21 protein-coding genes and 1 tRNA gene are annotated in these 19271 nt (G+C 63.3%); 9 read left to right on the forward strand and 13 right to left on the reverse strand.

What is annotated here, in order from left to right:
• Positions 1–58 precede the first annotated feature (58 nt).
• From ACX80B_RS08985 to ACX80B_RS09010, 6 genes are all read right to left on the reverse strand, one after another.
• Positions 59–1153: a GNAT family N-acetyltransferase gene (locus tag ACX80B_RS08985; RefSeq protein WP_459295247.1), complete on the reverse strand. Its 1095-nt coding sequence runs from the start codon at positions 1151–1153 to the stop codon at positions 59–61.
• 124 nt (positions 1154–1277) lie between these two features.
• Positions 1278–1985 carry a 50S ribosomal protein L1 gene (rplA, locus tag ACX80B_RS08990; RefSeq protein WP_459295249.1) on the reverse strand — a complete coding sequence of 236 codons (708 nt, stop codon included), beginning with the start codon at positions 1983–1985 and terminating at the stop codon, positions 1278–1280.
• A 111-nt stretch (positions 1986–2096) separates the two neighbouring features.
• A complete protein-coding gene (gene rplK / locus ACX80B_RS08995; protein ID WP_459295251.1) occupies positions 2097–2531 on the reverse strand; it encodes a 50S ribosomal protein L11 in 435 nt (144 codons plus the stop codon).
• A gap of 131 nt (positions 2532–2662) precedes the next feature.
• Complete coding sequence (gene nusG, locus ACX80B_RS09000; RefSeq protein WP_459295253.1) at positions 2663–3565, reverse strand: transcription termination/antitermination protein NusG; 903 nt, start codon at positions 3563–3565, stop codon at positions 2663–2665.
• A gap of 91 nt (positions 3566–3656) precedes the next feature.
• Positions 3657–3944, reverse strand: a complete 288-nt coding sequence (gene secE, locus ACX80B_RS09005) for a preprotein translocase subunit SecE (RefSeq protein WP_459295255.1) — start codon at positions 3942–3944, stop codon at positions 3657–3659.
• A gap of 68 nt (positions 3945–4012) precedes the next feature.
• Positions 4013–4085 (reverse strand) — tRNA-Trp (locus ACX80B_RS09010).
• Positions 4086–4386: 301 nt separating this feature from the next.
• Here ACX80B_RS09010 and ACX80B_RS09015 point away from each other — a divergent pair.
• Complete coding sequence (locus tag ACX80B_RS09015; RefSeq protein ID WP_459295257.1) at positions 4387–5604, forward strand: pyridoxal phosphate-dependent aminotransferase; 1218 nt, start codon at positions 4387–4389, stop codon at positions 5602–5604.
• A gap of 8 nt (positions 5605–5612) precedes the next feature.
• On the opposite strand, the gene ACX80B_RS09020 is transcribed toward ACX80B_RS09015, so the two are convergent.
• Both ACX80B_RS09020 and ACX80B_RS09025 read right to left on the reverse strand, forming a co-directional pair.
• A complete protein-coding gene (locus ACX80B_RS09020) occupies positions 5613–6299 on the reverse strand; it encodes a DNA alkylation repair protein (RefSeq protein ID WP_459295259.1) in 687 nt (228 codons plus the stop codon).
• A 74-nt stretch (positions 6300–6373) separates the two neighbouring features.
• Positions 6374–6943, reverse strand: coding sequence for a GNAT family N-acetyltransferase (locus tag ACX80B_RS09025; protein ID WP_459295261.1), 570 nt, complete (start codon positions 6941–6943; stop codon positions 6374–6376).
• A 164-nt stretch (positions 6944–7107) separates the two neighbouring features.
• Between ACX80B_RS09025 and ACX80B_RS09030 the strand changes: the two genes are divergently transcribed.
• The gene (locus tag ACX80B_RS09030; protein ID WP_459295263.1) at positions 7108–8454 is read left to right on the forward strand and encodes an MFS transporter; all 1347 of its coding nucleotides are present in this window, start codon (positions 7108–7110) and stop codon (positions 8452–8454) included.
• On the opposite strand, the gene ACX80B_RS09035 is transcribed toward ACX80B_RS09030, so the two are convergent.
• Both ACX80B_RS09035 and ACX80B_RS09040 read right to left on the reverse strand, forming a co-directional pair.
• Entirely contained in the window at positions 8420–9052 is a 633-nt protein-coding gene (locus tag ACX80B_RS09035) for a LuxR C-terminal-related transcriptional regulator (protein ID WP_459295572.1), read from the reverse strand. The two genes, ACX80B_RS09030 and ACX80B_RS09035, sit on opposite strands and share 35 nt — an antisense overlap.
• A gap of 20 nt (positions 9053–9072) precedes the next feature.
• The gene (locus tag ACX80B_RS09040; protein ID WP_459295265.1) at positions 9073–10389 is read right to left on the reverse strand and encodes an ATP-binding protein; all 1317 of its coding nucleotides are present in this window, start codon (positions 10387–10389) and stop codon (positions 9073–9075) included.
• Positions 10390–10502: 113 nt separating this feature from the next.
• Between ACX80B_RS09040 and ACX80B_RS09045 the strand changes: the two genes are divergently transcribed.
• The 5 genes from ACX80B_RS09045 to ACX80B_RS09065 all read left to right on the forward strand — a co-directional run bounded on the left by ACX80B_RS09045 (position 10503) and on the right by ACX80B_RS09065 (position 14553).
• Entirely contained in the window at positions 10503–12077 is a 1575-nt protein-coding gene (locus tag ACX80B_RS09045; RefSeq protein ID WP_459295267.1) for a PspC domain-containing protein, read from the forward strand.
• A complete protein-coding gene (locus ACX80B_RS09050) occupies positions 12074–12358 on the forward strand; it encodes a hypothetical protein (protein WP_459295269.1) in 285 nt (94 codons plus the stop codon). Before ACX80B_RS09045 ends, ACX80B_RS09050 begins: the two co-directional genes overlap by 4 nt.
• Before the next feature lie 19 nt (positions 12359–12377).
• On the forward strand, positions 12378–12638 hold the full coding sequence (locus ACX80B_RS09055) for a PspC domain-containing protein (RefSeq protein ID WP_459295271.1): 261 nt from the start codon (positions 12378–12380) through the stop codon (positions 12636–12638).
• Positions 12639–12767: 129 nt separating this feature from the next.
• Positions 12768–13793 (forward strand): 6-phosphofructokinase, encoded by a 1026-nt coding sequence (locus ACX80B_RS09060; protein ID WP_459295273.1) that lies wholly within the window; start codon positions 12768–12770, stop codon positions 13791–13793.
• Positions 13794–13842: 49 nt separating this feature from the next.
• The gene (locus tag ACX80B_RS09065; RefSeq protein WP_459295274.1) at positions 13843–14553 is read left to right on the forward strand and encodes a GNAT family N-acetyltransferase; all 711 of its coding nucleotides are present in this window, start codon (positions 13843–13845) and stop codon (positions 14551–14553) included.
• 49 nt (positions 14554–14602) lie between these two features.
• Here the strand turns inward: ACX80B_RS09065 and ygfZ are convergent, their stop codons facing one another.
• From ygfZ to ACX80B_RS09080, 3 genes are all read right to left on the reverse strand, one after another.
• Positions 14603–15685, reverse strand: coding sequence for a CAF17-like 4Fe-4S cluster assembly/insertion protein YgfZ (gene ygfZ / locus ACX80B_RS09070; protein WP_459295276.1), 1083 nt, complete (start codon positions 15683–15685; stop codon positions 14603–14605).
• A gap of 74 nt (positions 15686–15759) precedes the next feature.
• Positions 15760–16359 (reverse strand): heme-binding beta-barrel domain-containing protein, encoded by a 600-nt coding sequence (locus ACX80B_RS09075; protein ID WP_459295278.1) that lies wholly within the window; start codon positions 16357–16359, stop codon positions 15760–15762.
• Between the two features lie 194 nt (positions 16360–16553).
• A complete protein-coding gene (locus ACX80B_RS09080) occupies positions 16554–17300 on the reverse strand; it encodes a hypothetical protein (protein ID WP_459295280.1) in 747 nt (248 codons plus the stop codon).
• Between the two features lie 159 nt (positions 17301–17459).
• Here ACX80B_RS09080 and ACX80B_RS09085 point away from each other — a divergent pair, with 159 nt between their 5' ends.
• Positions 17460–18161, forward strand: coding sequence for a winged helix-turn-helix transcriptional regulator (locus tag ACX80B_RS09085; protein WP_459295282.1), 702 nt, complete (start codon positions 17460–17462; stop codon positions 18159–18161).
• Between the two features lie 85 nt (positions 18162–18246).
• Positions 18247–19242 (forward strand): mycothiol synthase, encoded by a 996-nt coding sequence (gene mshD / locus ACX80B_RS09090; protein ID WP_459295284.1) that lies wholly within the window; start codon positions 18247–18249, stop codon positions 19240–19242.
• The last annotated feature ends 29 nt before the right edge of the window (positions 19243–19271 follow it).

The raw sequence follows: 19271 nt of genomic DNA on the forward strand, positions 1-19271 counted from the left end.
TGCTTGAGCGCATTTGTCTACTCTAATACCGATGTGGCGCAGAGCACGAAGCGCAGGGCTAGCGGATTTTCTTCTGCCAGGCCCCGACGTAGCCGGCCGGAACAAAGCCCAGGGCGATGTTGATATCGAGCATGTGGACGTTTTCGGCCGCGTTCCACGTGTACAGGCGTCGGCTTTCCGGCCTGAGTTCGTGCAGCCGGAGCAGGTTGTGCGCCTTCAGCAGCATCCCCAGCCGGTGGCCACGGTGTGAGTTCAGCACCAAGGTGTCCTCCTGGTACACCACCTCCGGACGCTCCGGAAAATACTCGAGAATGGTATGCCCGGCAAGCTTGCCGGTCGGGCGATGCCGCACTGCAACCACCAGGCTGTGCCCGGTCTGCTCCAGCAGCTTCCGCTCCGACTCCCGCACCCGTGCCGCGTCCCATACTTCCGGCTTGCTCTCCAATTCCCCGAGCGGGACGTCGATGCTCATCAGCCGGCGCAACTCCGCATACTGGTCGACGGCGTCGTCCGGGCACTGGTCCTGCCATACCAGAAGTTCATACTCGTCCCCCGCTACCCGCTGGGCATCCCGTTCGGCCGCAAAAACCGCATCCCGGTCAATCGGCAGGTGCAGGACGCCGAACCGCTCCACCTGCTCCAGCTCATAGCCAAGCCCTTGGGAAAAGCGTACGACGCCGGAATCCACCGGCAGCCTCCCGGGACCACTGTGCGGCCGCACTCCCCCGTCGGCTTCGACGTCGAAATCCGCCACGTGGTCCGTCCAGGCCATGAACACCCTGCGCGCTTCACCCTTCATGCATTCCTCGAGGGTGGCGTAGAGCTCGGAACCGAGACCCTGGCGTTGATACCCGGGATGCACAATCACATAGGGGTAGGCGACATCCTCATTGTCCGTGAGGGGAAGTTCGACGTCGGCACGGCCCACCACCCGTCCGTCCACCTTCGCGACGAATCCCCGCCGCCCGGTATAGGGACTTGGCTGTGCAGCGGCCAGCCGGACTCCTGAACTGACCCAGTGGTCATTGTTCCCCCAACGCAGCCCCTCGACGAGGTTGCTCAGATCGCCCGCGGCAATGAAATCCGCTGCATCCTCCGTTTCGAGGGAAGCGGGGACATGGAGGTGTTCGATCCGCCAGGGTGCCGATGTCATGGCAGACAGTTTAGCCCCGGCTTAAACGCCAAAGGGCCCGTGCAGCATTTGCTGCACGGACCCTTTGCTCAACGCCTCCGCCGGCCGATCGTTATGAACGGACCGGCGGGAACGTCAGGAGTTGTTACGCGTCGGCCAGGACCTTGGTGATGTTCGGGTCGACGGGAATGCCGGGGCCGAACGTGGTACTGACGGTCGCCTTCGACAGGTAGCGGCCCTTCGAGGCGGACGGCTTGAGGCGGAGGACTTCCTCCAGTGCTGCCGCGTAGTTCTCGGCCAGCTTCTCGCGGTCGAACGAAACCTTGCCGATGATGAAGTGCAGGTTCGAGTGCTTATCAACGCGGAAGTCGATCTTTCCGCCCTTGATGTCCTCAACAGCCTTGGCTACATCCGGGGTGACCGTTCCGGTCTTCGGGTTCGGCATCAGGTTACGGGGACCCAGAACCTTGCCGAGGCGGCCAACCTTACCCATCATGTCCGGAGTTGCGACGGCGGCATCGAAGTCCGTCCATCCGCCCTGGATCCGCTCGATCAGGTCATCGGAACCAACGAAGTCGGCGCCGGCGGCAACTGCCGCGTCTGCCTTGTCGCCGGTTGCGAAAACCAGAACGCGGGCGGTCTTACCTGTACCGTGCGGGAGGTTCACCGTTCCACGGACCATCTGGTCCGCCTTGCGGGGATCAACGCCCAGGCGGAAGGCAACCTCAACGGTCGCGTCCGTCTTCGAAGGATTGGATTCCTTCGCCAGGTTGATCGCCTCGACGGGCGTGTACTGCTTGTCGGCCTGAATCTTGGCCTCAGCTGCCCTGTATGCTTTGCTGCGCTTTGCCATCTGCTTTTTCTCCTTGTGCAGTTGTGGTCTGCGGACCGCGCGCGGCCCTGCCACTCGCCGTCGTACTTCTTGAGCCGACGGCGTTTGTAGTTTTGTTTAGCGGTTCAGGCTTTACTTGCCGTCGACCGTGATGCCCATGGAACGTGCGGTGCCTGCAACGATCTTCGCTGCTGCTTCCATGTTGTTGGCGTTAAGGTCTTCCATCTTCGTGGAAGCAATCTCCTCGACCTGAGCCTTGGAGAGGTTTGCGACCTTCACCGTGTGGGGCGTTGCCGAAGCCTTCTGGATGCCTGCAGCCTTCTTGATCAGCTCGGCAGCCGGCGGGGTCTTCGTGACAAAGGTGAATGAACGGTCTTCGTAGACCGTGATTTCCACCGGGATAACGTTTCCGCGCTGGGATTCCGTTGCGGCGTTGTACGCCTTGCAGAATTCCATGATGTTGACACCGTGCTGACCAAGGGCAGGACCAATCGGAGGAGCTGGATTAGCAGCACCTGCATTGATCTGCAGCTTGATGAGGCCGGTGACCTTCTTCTTGGGAGCCAATTTCGGGTCCTTCTGTCATTGTCTTCCTCAGGCACAGGAGCGTACCTGAGGTTCTTTGACCACCATGGCGAGGTGGTCGCCGCGTCAACTGGACTAAGCGGGTCCGGCCGGCGCGAAGCATTATTGAAAAGCTAGATCTTGGCGACCTGGCCGAATGAGAGCGAGACCGGGGTTTCGCGCTCGAAGATCGATACCAGGACGACCAGGGTCTGGGACTCCGGCTTGATCTCGGAAATGGTGGCCGGCAGCGTCTCGAACGGGCCTTCCTTGACGATGACCGATTCGCCGACTTCGTAGTCGACGGTGATCGGTGCAGCGGCAGTCTGTGCGGCGCCGCCGGACGTTTCCGGAGCCTTCTCGAACACGGGAGCCAGCATGGAGAACACTTCGTCCAGGCGCAGCGGAACCGGATTGTGCGCATTGCCGACGAAGCCGGTGACGCCCGGCGTGTGCCGGACGGCGCCCCAGGACTCGTCCGTCAGGTACATGCGGACCAGCACGTAACCCGGGATACGGACCCGGTTCACGATCTTGCGCTGGGCGTTCTTGACCTCGACAACCTCTTCCATCGGGACCTGAATTTCGAAGATTTCCTCTTCCATGTTCAGCGACTGGATGCGGTTCTCAAGGTTGGTCTTGACGCGGTTCTCGTAACCGGCGTAGGAGTGGATGACGTACCAGTCACCTTCCTGGCGGCGGAGTTTCGCCTTGAATTCCTCGGCAGGGTCGACCTCATCCTCGGCCTCTTCGGCTTCGGGAGTTTCGCCATCAGCCGCGGCAGTTTCCGGGGTTTCGCCGTCGGGAGTTTCGTCGTCCGGGGTCACCTCAACAGGAGCGTCGACGTCGGCGGTTCCCTCAGCAGGAGCGTCAACGTCCGCTGCGTCAACGGAAGCATCACCGGCAACAGCGGAATCCTCAGCGGATCCGGCGTCGTCAGCCTGCGTTTGAGCGTCGGCGAACTCCACGTCTGAATCAGTCACCTGATCTTCGTTCTCGAGATTCCGGCTCTCTTTATCGAGCTCTTGCTCGGACACTTAGCTTCCTGCTTTCCTAAATGGGAATTTAAATGACTCAAAGCCACCGGCGCCATGCATCCCGCAGGACTGCCGGCGCGCGGCGACTTCGCTACTGATCCGCGGGTTGGCCTGAGAATACCCAGATGGCGGCATTACCAAAGGCGAAATCGAGAATAGTAACGATGATCATCATGATGATCACAAACACCAGAACCACCAGCGTGTAGTTGATCAACTCTTTACGAGTCGGAGTCACTACCTTCTTTAGCTCGGCAATTACCTGCCGGATAAACAAGATGATGCGCCCGAAAAACCCCCGTTTCCGGGAATCGTTACCACCGGACGGGCGGCCCTTGGAGCTGCTGGCAGCTGTTTCGGTCACCTGTGCCTCACTCATCTATCGCTGTCGTGACAGTGTCACCTGCCATGGATGTGGAATTGCTGACTTATGAATACAGTCATGCGCAGGGCAGACAGGACTCGAACCTGCAACCTGCGGTTTTGGAGACCGCTGCGCTACCAATTGCGCCACTACCCTTCGAAACGGTGATTCACACCGGCCCGTCCTTTAACTGTAACCGCCAATCCGGTGTGGATTGGTGCAACCGTTCAAGGGCACGGGCCATCATGGTGATATCAACACCGAAGATATAGTCTACGCATTTGTCTCCGCTACGTCGAACCCAACCAGCTCAGCAGCGCGGCCATTGGCGGAAGAGGACGGGCGCCCCCGTCGGAAGAGGTAAAAAACTGCCTGCAGCGGCTGAAAAGCATAGAGTGGTCTGCATAAACTCACCTCTTTAACCGCGACCTTGACCGCGACGACGAACGGGAAGCCCATGTCTGCAGACGCCCCCAAAACCCGCACCAACCGCGTATCCCACCGGGTCGGCGCCATCGCCGAGTCCGCGACTCTCGCCGTGGATGCCAAGGCCAAGGCGTTGAAGGCTGCCGGACGGCCGGTTATCGGCTTCGGCGCCGGAGAGCCGGATTTCCCCACTCCGGATTATATCGTCGAGGAGGCCGCCAAGGCCGTCTACGATCCGAAAAACCACCGCTACTCCCCCGCGGGCGGCCTTCCGGAACTCAAGACCGCCATCGTCGAGAAGACCATGCGCGATTCCGGCTATGAAATTGAACCGGCCCAGGTGATCGTGACCAATGGCGGCAAGCAGGCCGTGTTCGAGGCGTTCGCAACCCTGCTCGATCCGGGCGATGAGGTCCTCGTGCCCACCCCGTTCTGGACCACCTATCCCGAGGCCATCCGCCTCGCCGGCGGCGTACCTGTCGAGGTCTTCGCCGGACCTGAACAGGGTTACCTGGTCACAACCGACCAGCTCGAAGCCGCGATGACGGAACGCACCAAGGTTCTGCTCTTCGTCTCGCCCTCAAACCCGACCGGCGCCGTGTACAGCGAGGAGGAGACCCGCCGGATAGGCCAGTGGGCGGCAGCGAAGGGTCTCTGGGTGGTCAGCGATGAAATCTATGAACACTTAACGTACGACGGCGTCCCGTTCACCTCGATCGCGTCGGCGGCACCTGAACTCGGCGACCGGATGGTGATTGTCAACGGCGTCGCCAAGACCTACGCGATGACCGGCTGGCGGGTCGGCTGGATGATCGGGCCGAAGGACGTCATCAAGGGCGCGACGAACCTGCAGTCGCATCTGACCTCCAATGTCTCAAACGTCTCCCAGCGCGCGGCGTTGGCCGCTGTTGCCGGACCGCTGACCGCTGTGGAGGACATGAAGAGGGCCTTTGATCGCCGCCGCAAGGCGATGGTCGAGGGCCTGAACGCGATCGACGGCATCGAGTGCCCGACCCCGCACGGTGCTTTCTACGCATACGCCGATGTGCGGAATCTGCTCGGCCGCAAAATCGCCGGCGTCACTCCTTCCACCTCTGCCGAACTGGCGACCCTGATCCTGGAACAGGCTGAAGTTGCGGTGGTTCCCGGCGAAGCCTTCGGACCGAGCGGATACATCCGGTTGTCCTACGCCCTTGGCGACGACGACCTCGCCGAAGGTGTCAAGCGGCTGCAGGACTTCCTCCGCTGATCGGTGCGTTAACTGGCGCGCTGTATTAGCTGGCGTTGCCGGCGCACGATCTCATTGATCCAGATCGGCGCGAACGGGGACGTGCAGTTCGACGGAGTCGGATAGTCCTTGAGGACCTCAAGCCGTTCGCCGATGTCGATCGCGCGTTCCCTGTGTTCGGGGTGGTGAATCCCGATCTGCGCCAGGCAAGTGTTCATCGCCCACTGCAGGCGATCCGGTGCGTCCTTCATCTGCGCCTCGATGGTGTCGAGTAACCCCGGAACGTCAAGACCCTCCGGCTTCTTTGCCACCCGTTCGCTGGTGAGGGCCCATCCGGCGCTGGCGGTCACAGGGTCAGGATCCGAGGTCCAGGCGACGCGCAGTTCCTCGGCGTACGGGCTTTTCTTGACCACATAGTTCACCAACCAGTCGTGAACCTTGGGCGCCCGTGACTGGCGCAGCATTGCGTCCAGCTCCTCGGGCTCGAACGCCTTGGGCCGGCAAATCAGCAGCGCGAGAAGCCTTGCCGCGGTGTCATTCGTCGACCAGAGTTCACGGGCAAGGTCATGTTGGATCTTCAACCGCTTGGCAACGGCGCGCAGCTTGGTGAGGTTCACCCCATGGTCATCGCCGTGCTTCTCATTGACCGCGCGCATCTTGGGATCTTCGAGAGCGGCCAGCTCTGCCATTAGCCAGGCAACAGTCGTTTCGGACATGGGTATCCTCCCGGTCAATCTCGTATTGAATCCCAGCTTACGGAAAACCTATGCGACGACGGCTCGCCCGGACCCTACGGCGCTTGCCAGCATTCCCGAATAGCGGCGTACAGCAGCATATCCCGCCGCGAACCCCCAATTTCCTGATGGCTGCGAAGCAAACCCTCACGCAGATATCCCGCGCGTTCAGCCACTCGGATAGATGCGGTGTTCCATGGCTCTATGTACAACTCAACCCGGTAGAGCTGCGGAATGGTCCAGGCGAATTCCGTAACGGCCATCAACGCCGCTGCAGCTGCCCCTTTTCCACGCTCCACTGGAACGATGCTGTATCCCGCCGTGGCCCGCCCTTCGCTGAGCTCCGTTACCCACAAGCCAACCCCGCCCATGGCGCGATCGGTGACGAGGTCCGCGACGGCGAAGGAAAAACCGATTCCGTCCAAGTGGCGTTCTCGTTGCCGCTGCACCCAGTCCAGCGCTTCGTTCGTCGTCGCGTGGGCTGGCAGAGTTCCGATGGTCGGAACATACGGGTCCTTAGCGAGTTCCAAAGCCATTGAAGCATCACGATCTTCGAATTTGCGAAGCCGAACGGATCCAAACGCTGGCGATTCGGTTGGCCAAGGTGGGATCTTGCCGGTGTCCATAATCCAAGTCTCACATGCCAATCCGGCTCCCGTTCCAAACACGGCACGCGGCGGCACGGGCGGCACCCTCGCATAAGATGGCTGAAACCATGCCTTAGCCACCGAGGGAAACCGCACGGGTTGAAAGGAGCCGGGAGCCGCATCTCATGGCTCCCCGATGAGCGATGAAGCTGCGTCACAACCAACCTTTCGTGCGGTTCTGGTTGGCTTCCACAGTGTCGGATTTCGGCACCTACATCACGACCGTCGCACTTTCGGTCCTCATTCTGGTGACCTTGGATGGCACCGCCCTCGACCAGGGGTGGGTAAATGCTTCGCGGTGGGCACCGTATCTGCTCTTCGGGCTGCTGGCGGGAATCTGGGTGGACCGGTTCCGTCGCCGGAAGGTAGTGATCGCCGCCGACCTGGGCCGCGGCGTCGTGCTGGTTGTGGTGGCCGTCTTCGGTGTTTTGGGAATCCTCAGCATTCCTGCCCTCATCATCCTGATGTTCTGCTTTGGAACGCTGGCCCTGTTGGGCGATGCCGCCTATCAATCCTTCCTGCCGCAACTGGTTCCCAGACCGTTACTGGTCCGGGCGAACGCGCGGCTTCAGCAAAGCATGACGGTCGCGCAAACCACCGGAGGCGCCATCGCGGGTGGTCTGGTCGCATTACTGACCGCCCCGTTCGCGTTACTGATCGATGCGTTGTCCTACTTCTTTTCCGGCTTTGCGCTGATTTCGTTGAAACGAACATCGGCCGACACACCACCGGTCCAGAGCAACGATTCGCTGCGCCGGAAGGTCGCGGAGGGGCTGCGGTGGGTGTACGGCCACGAGCGGTTAGGGCCCTTTGCCTTGAAAAGCCATATCTGGTTCATCGGCTCTGCCATCATGGGAGCCGTGTTTCCGGCGCTCATCCTGAACGAACTCCGGCTGGGCGCGCTCGGTCTCGGGCTGACCCTGGGCTGTGCCGGGATTGGTGCCGTTCTTGGCACGCTCATCTCTCACCGGCTCGGAGAAATTTGGGGCACGGGTCGAGCCGTGATCGCTTCAGATCTGTTCCAACCAATAGCTGTGGCACTGATAGCCGTGTCCCCCGCCGTTGCGGCCACGTCAGCCGAAGGATCCCTGACCGGACAGGCCTACGGCTCCCCCGCCGAGTGGCCGGGCGCGCTGTGGGCCGCGTTTATCTTTGCGGCGGCAGGACAGTTTTTGTTCGGATTTGCGATGGGCACCGGCAGTCCGCTGGAAATGGGCTACCAACAAGCGGTAACTCCCGATAGGTTGATCGCGAGGATGAGCGCCACCATGCGGTCCATAAACCGGGGCATGATCGTGCTTGGCGCGCCGCTGGGCGGTGTGATTGCCGCCGTCGCAGGTGTTGGAACGGCGCTCTGGGCGGCGGCCGGCATCATGTTGGTTGCCGGTCTGGTTCTGCTTCTGTCCAAGTTCAGGACGGCCCGGGTGGAAGACGATCAGCTGACCGATGAGGAAGCTACAGCAGGCGGCGGTCGGCGGCCCAGCGGGTGAGTTCGTGCCGGGAGGACAGCTGGAGTTTGCGCAGTACGGCCGAGACGTGGGACTCCACGGTTTTGACGGAGATGAACAGCTCCTTGGCGACCTCCTTGTAGCTGTAGCCGCGGGCGATCAGGCGCATGACCTCGAGTTCGCGGGCAGAAAGCCGGTCCAGCTCGTCGTCGACGTTAGCCACCGCCGCGGTGCCGAAGGCGTCCAGCACGAATCCCGCGAGCCGGGGGGAGAATACCGCATCGCCTCCGGCAACCCGGCGGACGGCGTCGGAAATCTCGCCGCCGGAGATGGTCTTGGTGACGTAGCCGCGGGCGCCGGCACGGATCACGCTAACCACATCCTCGGCGGAATCGGACACGCTCAAGGCGAGAAACCGGGTGCTGGCCAGCAATGCGCCGCAGCCGGCGATGACTTCCGCTCCCCCGCCGCCGCGGCCGCCGGGCAGGTGCACATCGAGCAGGACCACCTCCGGCTGGTGCTCGCGGATTGCGGCAATCGCCTGCTCCACCGTCGCGGCCTCGGCCAGAACGCGGATCCCCTCGTCCAGATCGGCGCGCAGTCCCGAACGGAAAATGGCGTGATCATCGACGACGACGATGCTGACCGGTGCCTGAGCGTTCACTGTTGTCCTTCCGGTTCCGACTTCAACGACAAACATACTTCGGTGCCGCCGGCTTTGCTGTTAATGGTCGCAGTCCCGCCATGGCGCTGCATTCGCCCGATGATCGATTCGCGCACGCCAAGCCTGTCCGCGGGGATGTCGTCCAGCACGAACCCGCCGCCGCGGTCGCGGATGAAAACGTCCACCTGACCGGCGCTGGCCTCGATGTAGACCGAAGCCGGGCCTGCGTGCCTGGCTGCGTTGACCATTGCCTCGCGGGCAGCCTGCACCAGCGCGTCATGCCTGGTTGTCATCGGCGCATCTCCGACGGCGACGAGGTCGACCGCGTGTCCGTAGGCGTCCTCCACTTCCGCGGCGACAGCTTTGAGCCGCGCCACCAGATTGCCCGGGTCCCGGCTGGCATCCTTGTACAGCCACTCGCGCAGCTCGCGTTCCTGGGCCCTGGCCAAGCGGGTCACGTCCTGCTCGTGACCGGCGCGGTTCTGGATCAGGGCCAGCGTCTGCAACACCGAATCATGCAGATGGGCGGCGATTTCGGCCCGTTCACTCTCGCGGATCCGGCCGGAGCGTTCAGTCTCGAGATCGCGCCAGAACTTCAGTCCCCACGGTGCCAGGACCAGCCCGACGCCGGCCAGTACGGCCAGCGAGGCGAAGACCGACGACCACATCAGGTCCCAGCGTCCGGATCCGGAAACCAGCACCAGCACGCCTATGATCACCAGCACCAGCCCGGCGCCAATACGGAAGATGCCACCGGCCTGGTCCGCTCCGGCACGGTTGACCAGCCCGGCGCGGCGCGTCTTGTCCAGCTGCGTCCAGACCAGCACGGCACCGAGGAGTACGACGGCGATGGGCACCACGGAGGCCCACTGAATGCTGGCGCCGAACTGCTGGGCGAGCAGGATTGCCGCACCCAGGAGAAGACCAACTCCAAGCAGGATTTCCTTGCTGCCCAGCGTCATTGCGCCACCGAACGGCTTGCGGGCGGAGCCGCCGCGGCCGGTAGCGTCGGAGCCACCCCCGGCAGCATCTGAGCCACCCCTGCCAGCGTCGGAATAGGCGCCCGAAGGAACCGTGGCACCGGCAGCGGGCCCCGCCGTCGTCGTCGTACTCTGTGTTTTGGCGGCCGCTTCCGCATCCACCGGAACCATCACCCACAACCAGCCGTAAAACAGCAGTCCCGCTCCGCCGGCCAGCGAGAGGCCAGCCATGGCCAGGCGCACGACGATCGGGTTGACGTTCAGGTGCTCCGCCAGGCCAGCACAAACACCGGCGACGAGGCCGTTGCTCGAGCGGGTCAGAACGCGTTCCATATGACAATCCAAGCACGTCGGAGACTGCATCGGGCATCACTCGGGGAGATGTCAGGGAAGGTTCAGGGTAGGCCCTCATAGATTGAGCCGCGGGGCGTTGGCATGATCGAAGTATGAACTCACACCAGGACCCGCAGGGCGGCGGGGAGAACCGCCAGCCGGAGTCGGAAGACTCCGCCGCACCTTCGGCTGATCGATCCACCGCATCCAGCAGCCAATCCACTCCGCCTCCGCCACACGCACAACCGCAGCCGCAGCCGCAGCCGCAGCCGCACCAGAGCAGCTCCCAGCAGAGCACATCACACCGGTTCTATGGCTGGCTCCGCGGACTCGGCATTCAGCGCGGCACTGACCGCTGGATCGGCGGTGTCTCCAGCGGTATCGCGCACCGGGTCGGCATCGATCCCGTCATCGTGCGCGGACTGTTCATCCTGTTCATCATCTTCGGTGGCATTGGCGTCCTCGCGTACGGCGTCGCCTGGGCGCTCCTGCCCGAACCCGACGGCCGCATCCACCTCGAAGGGGCGGCGCGCGGCTACTGGTCGGATGGCATGACCGGCGCGTTGATCGTCAGCATCGTCGGTTTCTTCCGACCCTTCGGCGCCTTCTGGGACACCTCCCTGGGCTTCGGTGACGCGCTATGGACCCTCATCTGGGTTGGCGGCTTGATCGCCCTCGGCGCGTGGCTTTTCAGCAAGGCCCGCGACAGGAAAAGGAGAGGTGCGGCGACGGTGTCCGGCGGGACGACGACTGGCGTAAGAGGGACGACGACTGCGGGAAGCGCCCCGGGGGCGGGAGACACGACGGCGGCGGGTGCAGACTGGCCGTCGGCTCCCACTGCTCCAATGACGACAGCCCCGACGGCGCCGCTGTCGACCGGCACCGGAGTTGACGCACCGTCAACCGCACCAACTTCCCCCTATGCGGCCTACCAGTCCGATTCGTACGGGCCTCCGCCGCTTTATGACGAGTACCGGTACGATCCCGATGCCACGGGACGGAACTATCAGCCACCGCAGCAGAAGGTGTCGCGCAATCGTGGTCCGACCGCGGCCATGGTCGCCATCTCCGCCGGGCTGGCCTTGCTCGCCGGCGGTGGCTTGCTCGCCCTGCACTACTTCAACGCCATCGACCTTGGCACCCATGCCAACTCAGTCGCGGCAGCCGCGGCCGCCGTCGTACTGGGTATCAGCATTGTCATTACCGGCCTGCTGGGACGGACCTCCGGGACCACCGGTTTCCTCGCCGTCGTCGCCCTGGTGGCCGCCGTGGTCTTTGGGCTGGCGCCAACGTCGAATAATTTCGTGGTCGGCAGCAACACAACCTGGGATCCACCCAGCGCCGCCGTTGCCGAGTCCGGCTACACCACCGCCATGGCCCAAGGGCATCTGGCGCTTGAGGAGCTGGCGGAGCAGGCACCGCTCGACGAGGAGATTGTGGTGCCGGTGCAGGTCGCTATGGGCAACATGACGGTAACTGTGCCCGATGGCGTTCCGGTTGAGGTCCGTTCCAATCTGGCCTTCAGCTCGTTGAACTTCGACGGCGATGGCACGGCCAGCAGCGGCATCTGGAACCCCTCGGACCAGACGCTCAACGAAGACGCTCCCGGGGAGGAAATCATCCTCGATTTGCGCGGGATTTTCAGTCAGGTAACGATCGCCGAAGCAGGAAATGGAACAGGACAATGAGCAACAATTACGACGGCGTCAGCGGCAGCACCGCTTCGAGCAGCCAAGCCGATGTGGACAACAACGCCGAATCCGAACAACGGCGCGCCAGGGTGGGAACCGTCGTCTGGGGCCTGATTATCATCGCGCTGGCCGGGATCCTGATCCTGGCCGAGGTGGCCACCATCAGTCTCGACTTCGGCCAGGTGATGATCGGTTTGCTGATCGGTGCGGGCCTCGCGTTGGTCATCGGTGGACTGATATCGGCAAAAAACCGGGAAAAAGATGACAAGCAGCCTTAGGAGACGGGAAGCTATAGGTATGGACAAGTTTTTTCGCATTATCCGTGGACTGAATCTCAAGCGTGGACCGGAACGGTGGGTCGCCGGGGTGTGTGGCGGACTGGCGGCGAAGTTCAACGTCGACGTCACATACGTCCGGATTGGCTTCCTGCTTTTCTCGCTGCTGCCCGGTCCGGCTTTCGTTTTCTACATTGTCGCCTGGCTGCTGCTGCCGGCGCAGAATGGCAAGATCGTCATGCAGGGGTTCCTGGAGAACCGGAGCGACAAAAGCATCCGCTGACCCCTCGCAGGCAGCGGTAACCGTCGTCGTCGCAATCGAACCTTCGATTGAGGGAACGTTAGAGTATCAACTGAACTCTTACGTCGCGCCCGTGACGCAATCCCCCACCCTTGCAAGGATGAGACCTGTATGAAGATCGGAATTCTGACCAGCGGCGGCGACTGCCCCGGACTCAACGCCGTGATCCGCGGTGCCGTCCTCAAGGGCATCAAGGTCCATGGCCAGGAATTCGTCGGTTTCCGAGACGGCTGGCGGGGCGTGGTCGAAGGCGACGTCATGGAGCTGCCGCGGCACAGCGTCCGGGGTATCTCCAAGCAGGGTGGCACCATCCTCGGAACGTCCCGGACGAACCCGTTCGATAATGGCGGCGGTCCGGAGAAAATCAAGGAGAACCTGTACCGGCTCGGAATCGATGCGATGATCGCCATCGGCGGCGAGGGAACGCTGGCTGCGGCGAAGCGCCTGACCGACGCCGGACTGAACATTGTGGGCGTGCCCAAGACCGTGGACAATGATCTCGACGCCACCGACTACACATTCGGTTTTGACACCGCGGTGCAGATTGCGACCGAGGCCATCGACAGGCTGCGCACCACCGGCGAATCGCATCACCGCTGCATGATCGCCGAAGTGATGGGGCGCCACGTGGGCTGGATCGCGCTGCATGCGGGCATGGCCTCCGGCGCCCATGCGATCCTCATCCCGGAGCAGCAGGTCAGCATCGAGCAGATTGCCGAATGGGTGACCGAAGCACACGAACGCGGCCGCGCGCCGCTGGTGGTCGTCGCGGAAGGTTTTGTGCCGGACCACATGGAGGCGCCGCATTCCGAGCGTGGTCTGGATACCTTCGGCCGGCCGCGGCTGGGCGGGATCGGCGACCAGCTGGTGCCGGAGCTTGAACGCCGCACCGGGCTGGAAACACGTGCCACCGTCCTGGGCCACATCCAGCGCGGCGGTGTTCCGTCAGCCTTCGACCGGGTGCTGGCAACCCGGCTGGGCATGGCCGCCATCGACGCCGTAGTGGACCGCCGCTGGGGCACCATGGTCTCGCTGAACGGAACCGACGTCGAGCACGTGGACTTTGACCATGCGCTGGGCCAGATAAAGTCCGTGCCGCAGCACCGCTACGACGAAGCCGCCATCCTTTTCGGCTAGAGCTTCCCTGCTGGTCCGCACGGTTTTCGCCAACCGCTAGGCTGAAAACATGAGTCTTGAGCCGACGACCGTTGCCATAGTCGAACTTGCATGGGCGAGACTTCTGGGCCTGGCCGACGACGCGTTCCCCAATGCCCGCCGCGATGGCCTGGAAAGAATCACCAGAGTCGACGACGACGCCAAGTCGGTGACCTTCGTAAAGCTGTTCGACGTCGGGGTTCTGGTCGGGCCGCAGTGGGCCGTCGATGCCGCCGTCGAGGTCGACGATGATTCCCTGGCGCTGCATTCGACCATGCTGGATCTGACCCACGACCATGACGGACATGGTTTGGGAGCGGCCGCGCTGTACTACTCGGACGTCCTGCTGGAGATCGACCCGTCCGAGGTGGCCGCCGTCTCGCGGGAACCGAAGCACAGCGCCGAGGTCGAGGGGCAGTGTCCGCCGGATGATGTCAACGAAGTGGGTTTGACCGGTCTGGACGAACAGTTCGCCCTGGTCACCGGCGACGGTTTGGCCATCGCCGGCTCCGGATACAACATCTGGGAAGGCATCATCGCCCATCTCGGCACGCTCGTCACCCCGGAGCTACGCCAGCAGGGCTTGGCCACCTATGTCACGGCCGTGGCCGTCGAGGAGGCGATGGCGTCAGGCCTGGTGCCGCAGTGGCGCGCGCGGCTGGACAATGATGCCTCGCGCGCGACGGCGGCCAAACTTGGCTTCGATCAGGCGGGAACGCAAACCACGGTACTGCTCGGGTAACAGGCACGGGGTGTGCTACCGGCACCGGAACAGGCCGCCGCGGGGGCAATTACCGCGGTGTGCGGATGAAACCCTTCTGGCGCCCGATAACCTGTCCGGCGTCGGGCGCGACGATGAGCTCCTGCACGGCCGGATAGTGCTCGCCGTCGTCGTCGACCACCAGTTCCAGCTCCGGGTCCACATTGCGCTTGATCATGGCGAGCGCAACAGGGCCCATTTCGTAATGCTGCGCAACCGAAGTGACCTTTCCGGCGGCCCGTTCGCCAGCCATCACCGTGCTGCCCGGCGCCGGAAGCGTATGCTGCGATCCGTCGAGCTGAAGGAAGACGAACCGGCGCGGAGGATGGCCAAGGTTGTGCACCCGGGCGATGGTTTCCTGGCCCTTGTAGCAACCCTTCGACAGATGCACCGCCGTGCGGATCAGGTCCAGCTCATGCGGAATCGTTTTCTCGTCGGTATCGACGCCGAACCGCGGCCGCCAGGCGGCGATCCGCAGGGCTTCGGCCGCCCACACACCGGCCAGACCGCGCCCGGCCACGGCACTCTCCAACTCACCGGCCGGAATCAGGTACTCGAACCAGGTCCGTTCGTAACCCGGATGCGTGGATTCCTCGGCCGCGGTGTAGGCGTAGCCGCCCTCGCCAAGATTCGGCCAAGGGTCCTGCCACGCGATCCGGCCGGCAAAATCATCAACCCCGGCGGTTGACCCGAGAACCGCCCACTCCGCAGAGACGTCGGCGATCTCCACCCGCAGGGCGAACTTCATCTTGTTCAGCCAGTCCGTCAGACCGGCAGCCTCTTCAGTCTCAACCAGCAACCAGACCGTTTCGCCGTCGTCTACCACGCGGGCATCAAATTCGATGCGGCCCTGAATCGACAGCAACAGCGTCTCACTGCCGACGCCGGGAGCCAGGCTGGTCAGTGCCTGCGAGGAGAGCGTGTTGAGCCAGCTCAGACGGTCGGGGCCGGTCACGGTCACAACGCCACGGTGCGATAGATCGACGACGGCGGAACCGGCGGCCAGGTGCTTTTGTTCGGGTAGCGGGCTTCCGTAATGGGCGGCGACGCCGGCATCCGGCCCGCCTGCTTCAACGGCTCCGGGCGTGTTCAGTAGCGGGCTGCGGTAAGTCATATAGGGTCAACGTCCTCGCGTTGCCGCGCTATTCCGGCGGCGGATTTCCAGGCGGATTTCTTCAGCCCAGCGGATTAGGCGGTCTTCTTCAACCGGGCGGAAGCGTGCGATTCGAGGGAACGGCCCAGCGCGGCGATATCCCAGGCCCAGAGCAGGTCGCCCTCGACCAGGCCGTACAACCTGGTGGCGGCTCTGTAGTCCTTCGCCCCCGGCGCACGCATCACGGCGTCGGTGGACAGGTCGATCCGCGGCCCTTTGACCTGGCCGACGTAGAGTTCGCAGATTCCGCCAGGATGCACGACGTTGGCGATGATGTCGAAGCCGTCGTCCTTGTTGCGCAGCTTCTCGACTTCCTCAGCGGATTTCAATGCCGGAACAATCTCAGCGGGAATAAGCCCCGGACCGCCGTCGGACTCATTGAGTTCGCGGTCCAGTTGCCAGGCGCCGGATTCCCAGCTCAGCGGACGCAGCTTGTTGCCGTCGTCGTCGATCAACCAGCTCTGCGCGCTGTACTCGAGGTACGGCAGGCCGTTGTGGGTGAAATTCACTTCCTGGGCGAACTGCTGCTGTTCGATATCCCCGTAACCGAGGACACCGACGCCCTCCCACCGGCCGATCAGCCAGTAAAGCGGAACAAGTTCAGGCGTTAAATCCGTGGGAAGTTCAATAGGCATTAGAGCCCTTACTTCTGTCCCTTATACATACGCCAGACGACGAATCCGGCAAACCAGGCCATTGCGCCGCCGGCAATGACCAGCAGGCTGATGTAGAAGATCTCCAGAGCAAGCAAGTTCATGTGCTCAAGGCTACCGCAAAGTTCGGACAGAATTCCCGTTGGTGACACCGTGGGGCGTGGATGAACATGCCGTCAGACCAGCAGCAGCTTCTCCAGGAAATAGACCATGGTTCCCAGCGCAGCGATCGGGGCCACGCCCACCGCCAGCGCGCCGGCCAGCGTGTTCGGGCCCCGCCTGGCAACAATCAGCCGGCGGAAACTAACGACGACGGCGCCGCAGACCAGGCCGACGACGGCGGCGGCGAGGTTTGGCACGTCGGCCAGCAGGATCGCGCCGAGGAGCCCGGCCGAGGTCGCCAGCACGAGTCCGACCGGTGCGATGATCCGGTCCGGCCATGGCAGCAAGGAGACCAAAAGGGCTACCACCACGCTGGTTCCTGTGACGAGCATCATGCCCGAGTCCTCCGCGTTGGACCTCAGTTGCTCCGCGGCGGCCCAGCCACCTCCCATTGCGCAGATCAGGACACCGGCGGTGCCGCCGATCGTCGACTCCAGGCGTAGGCTCTGGCCGGTGCCGCGCAGCAGCTGCACCAGGAACACCAGCGCCACGCCGACCGCCACGATGGCGGGAAACCAGAGCAGCAGGGGTCCGCCGTCGAGCACGCTGGCAGTGACGGTGGAGGCGATGCCGGATCCGGCGATGATGCTGCCGAGGGTTTTCTTCGCCGGCACTCCAAGCAGGTGCGGCCACCCGAAACCGACAATCAGGGACGCCAGGCTCAGTACAACGACGACGACGGGAAGCGAGAGATAGGCGCCGCCGATGATGGCGCACAAACTCACCGCCGCCGCGGCGGCAATACTGGCAGACTTCACCATGCCATCCTGCCTTATCGCTCGATTCGGCGCGAGAAAGCGCCGTGCAGGCAACACCAGCCGTGCCGCCGTCGAACCGCCACGGTATAGTCAAGGCAGCCCCGCTCGCTCAATGATGCGCCAGTTCTCCCCTTAAGGACGACTACGCACCGTGGAGGAACCGTGTCGCAGATCCTGTTACTGACCAACAGCCAAGGCTCATCCGTCGATGTCCTGCCTGCCCTGGAGCTGCTCGAACACCGCATCCACATTCTCCCCGCCGAACCGACGGCGCTGCTGGAATCCACACCGTCCGACGTCGTCATGATCGATGCCCGCAAAGACCTGGCCGGAGCCCGCTCGCTGGCCCAGCTGATCAAAGCCACCGGCCTGAGCGCGCCGCTGATGCTGGTGCTGACCGAAGGCGGCATGGCCGCCGTCGCCCCCAGCTGGATGGCCGACGACGTCATACTCGACACTGCCGGACCGGCCGAAGTGGAGGCACGGCTGAGGCTGGTTGTCGTCCGAGCCAACACCGATGAACCGGCCGAAACGGAGATCCGGGTTGCCGGCGTCGTCATCGATGAATCAAGCTACACCGTCAAGGTCAACGGCAAGCTCCTCAACCTGACCTTCAAGGAATTCGAACTGCTGAAATACCTCGCCCAGCATCCGGGCCGCGTGTTCAGCCGGGACCAGCTGCTGCACGAAGTATGGGGCTACGACTATTACGGCGGTACCCGGACCGTCGACGTCCACGTCCGGCGGCTGCGGGCGAAGCTCGGTGCGGACCACGAAAACCTGATCCGGACCGTACGCAACGTCGGCTACCACTTCACCCGTACGCTTTCCGATGAGAACGCCCCGGTCGGTTCGGAGACGTAGTACAAAGCGGATCGCGCGCCCATCGCGCTAGTCTTAGATGCACGGCCTGGGCCGGGCCGGTACTACAGCGAAGGAGTCAACGATTATGAGTCAGACAACCTCCGGAACATGGCCGGTGCACACCATCAAGGGCCGCCCCAATAGGGACCTGCTGCGGGATATTTCCACCCTTGCCGACGCCGCCAATGAGTCTGACGGCAATCCGCCACTGTCCGAGCAGACACTGGTGAACCTCCGCTCCGAGGACTGCGACGAGACCACGATGCTCAGCTTCGCCACCTATATTCCAGAAGAGGAATACAGCGATTCCGACGACGGTTCGCTGGCCGGGGTCGCCGTCGTCAGCCTGGATCCGGAGGCGCAGACCAATCCCCATGGGGTCCTTGAGCTGGTGGTCCATCCGAACTACCGCAACCAGGGCATCGGCACCTCGCTGGTCGGCGCCCTCAAGGAGACCACGAAGCTGACCGGTCTGCGCGCGTGGTCGCACGGCAATCATGAGGCGGCCGTGGAACTGGCGGGTCGGTACGGATTTACCTCGGTCCGCGAACTGTGGCGGATGCGCCTGACCAGGGCGTCGCAGTCGGCGGCCCAGTTGCACTATGAACTGCCCGACGGCGTGCGGCTGCGCCCGTTCGTACCGGGTCAGGACGAGGAAGCATGGCTGAAGGTCAACGCCGCGGCCTTTGCCCATCACCCGGAACAGGGAGCCACCACCCTGAACGATCTGAAGGCCCGGATGGAGGAGGACTGGTTCGACCCGAACGGCTTCCTGCTGGCGGAGCGCGACGGCGAACTCCTCGGCTTCCACTGGACCAAGGTTCATCCGCGCAGCGGCAGCCACCCTGCTATCGGCGAAGTGTACGTCGTCGGAGTCTCCCCTGACGCGCAAGGACTGGGACTGGGTAAAGCGCTGACCATTGCCGGAATCGAATATCTCCACGAGGCAGGGCTGAATGCGATTATGCTCTACGTCGATGCCGATAATGAGGCCGCCGTCACGCTGTACCAAAAACTCGGTTTCACCCGCTGGGATGTGGACGTGATGTACGGGCCAAAAACGGACGGTGCCGGCTTGTAAGGTTGGAGCAGTCAACCGGATCGAGCCAG

The sequence above is a fragment of the Arthrobacter monumenti genome, from assembly GCF_054511255.1.

Coding starts and splice junctions, on each gene's coding strand:
- ACX80B_RS09040 (WP_459295265.1), bottom strand. CDS start 10,389: ATGGAACGCGTTCTGACCCGCTCGAGCAACGGCCTCGTCGCCGGTGTT.
- ACX80B_RS09060 (WP_459295273.1), top strand. CDS start 12,768: ATGAAGATCGGAATTCTGACCAGCGGCGGCGACTGCCCCGGACTCAAC.
- ACX80B_RS09015 (WP_459295257.1), top strand. CDS start 4,387: ATGTCTGCAGACGCCCCCAAAACCCGCACCAACCGCGTATCCCACCGG.
- ACX80B_RS09080 (WP_459295280.1), bottom strand. CDS start 17,300: ATGGTGAAGTCTGCCAGTATTGCCGCCGCGGCGGCGGTGAGTTTGTGC.
- ACX80B_RS09065 (WP_459295274.1), top strand. CDS start 13,843: ATGAGTCTTGAGCCGACGACCGTTGCCATAGTCGAACTTGCATGGGCG.
- ACX80B_RS09045 (WP_459295267.1), top strand. CDS start 10,503: ATGAACTCACACCAGGACCCGCAGGGCGGCGGGGAGAACCGCCAGCCG.
- ACX80B_RS08985 (WP_459295247.1), bottom strand. CDS start 1,153: ATGACATCGGCACCCTGGCGGATCGAACACCTCCATGTCCCCGCTTCC.
- rplA (WP_459295249.1), bottom strand. CDS start 1,985: ATGGCAAAGCGCAGCAAAGCATACAGGGCAGCTGAGGCCAAGATTCAG.
- ygfZ (WP_459295276.1), bottom strand. CDS start 15,685: ATGACTTACCGCAGCCCGCTACTGAACACGCCCGGAGCCGTTGAAGCA.
- ACX80B_RS09055 (WP_459295271.1), top strand. CDS start 12,378: ATGGACAAGTTTTTTCGCATTATCCGTGGACTGAATCTCAAGCGTGGA.
- ACX80B_RS09025 (WP_459295261.1), bottom strand. CDS start 6,943: ATGGACACCGGCAAGATCCCACCTTGGCCAACCGAATCGCCAGCGTTT.
- secE (WP_459295255.1), bottom strand. CDS start 3,944: ATGAGTGAGGCACAGGTGACCGAAACAGCTGCCAGCAGCTCCAAGGGC.
- ACX80B_RS09075 (WP_459295278.1), bottom strand. CDS start 16,359: ATGCCTATTGAACTTCCCACGGATTTAACGCCTGAACTTGTTCCGCTT.
- ACX80B_RS09050 (WP_459295269.1), top strand. CDS start 12,074: ATGAGCAACAATTACGACGGCGTCAGCGGCAGCACCGCTTCGAGCAGC.
- ACX80B_RS09030 (WP_459295263.1), top strand. CDS start 7,108: ATGAAGCTGCGTCACAACCAACCTTTCGTGCGGTTCTGGTTGGCTTCC.
- mshD (WP_459295284.1), top strand. CDS start 18,247: ATGAGTCAGACAACCTCCGGAACATGGCCGGTGCACACCATCAAGGGC.
- ACX80B_RS09020 (WP_459295259.1), bottom strand. CDS start 6,299: ATGTCCGAAACGACTGTTGCCTGGCTAATGGCAGAGCTGGCCGCTCTC.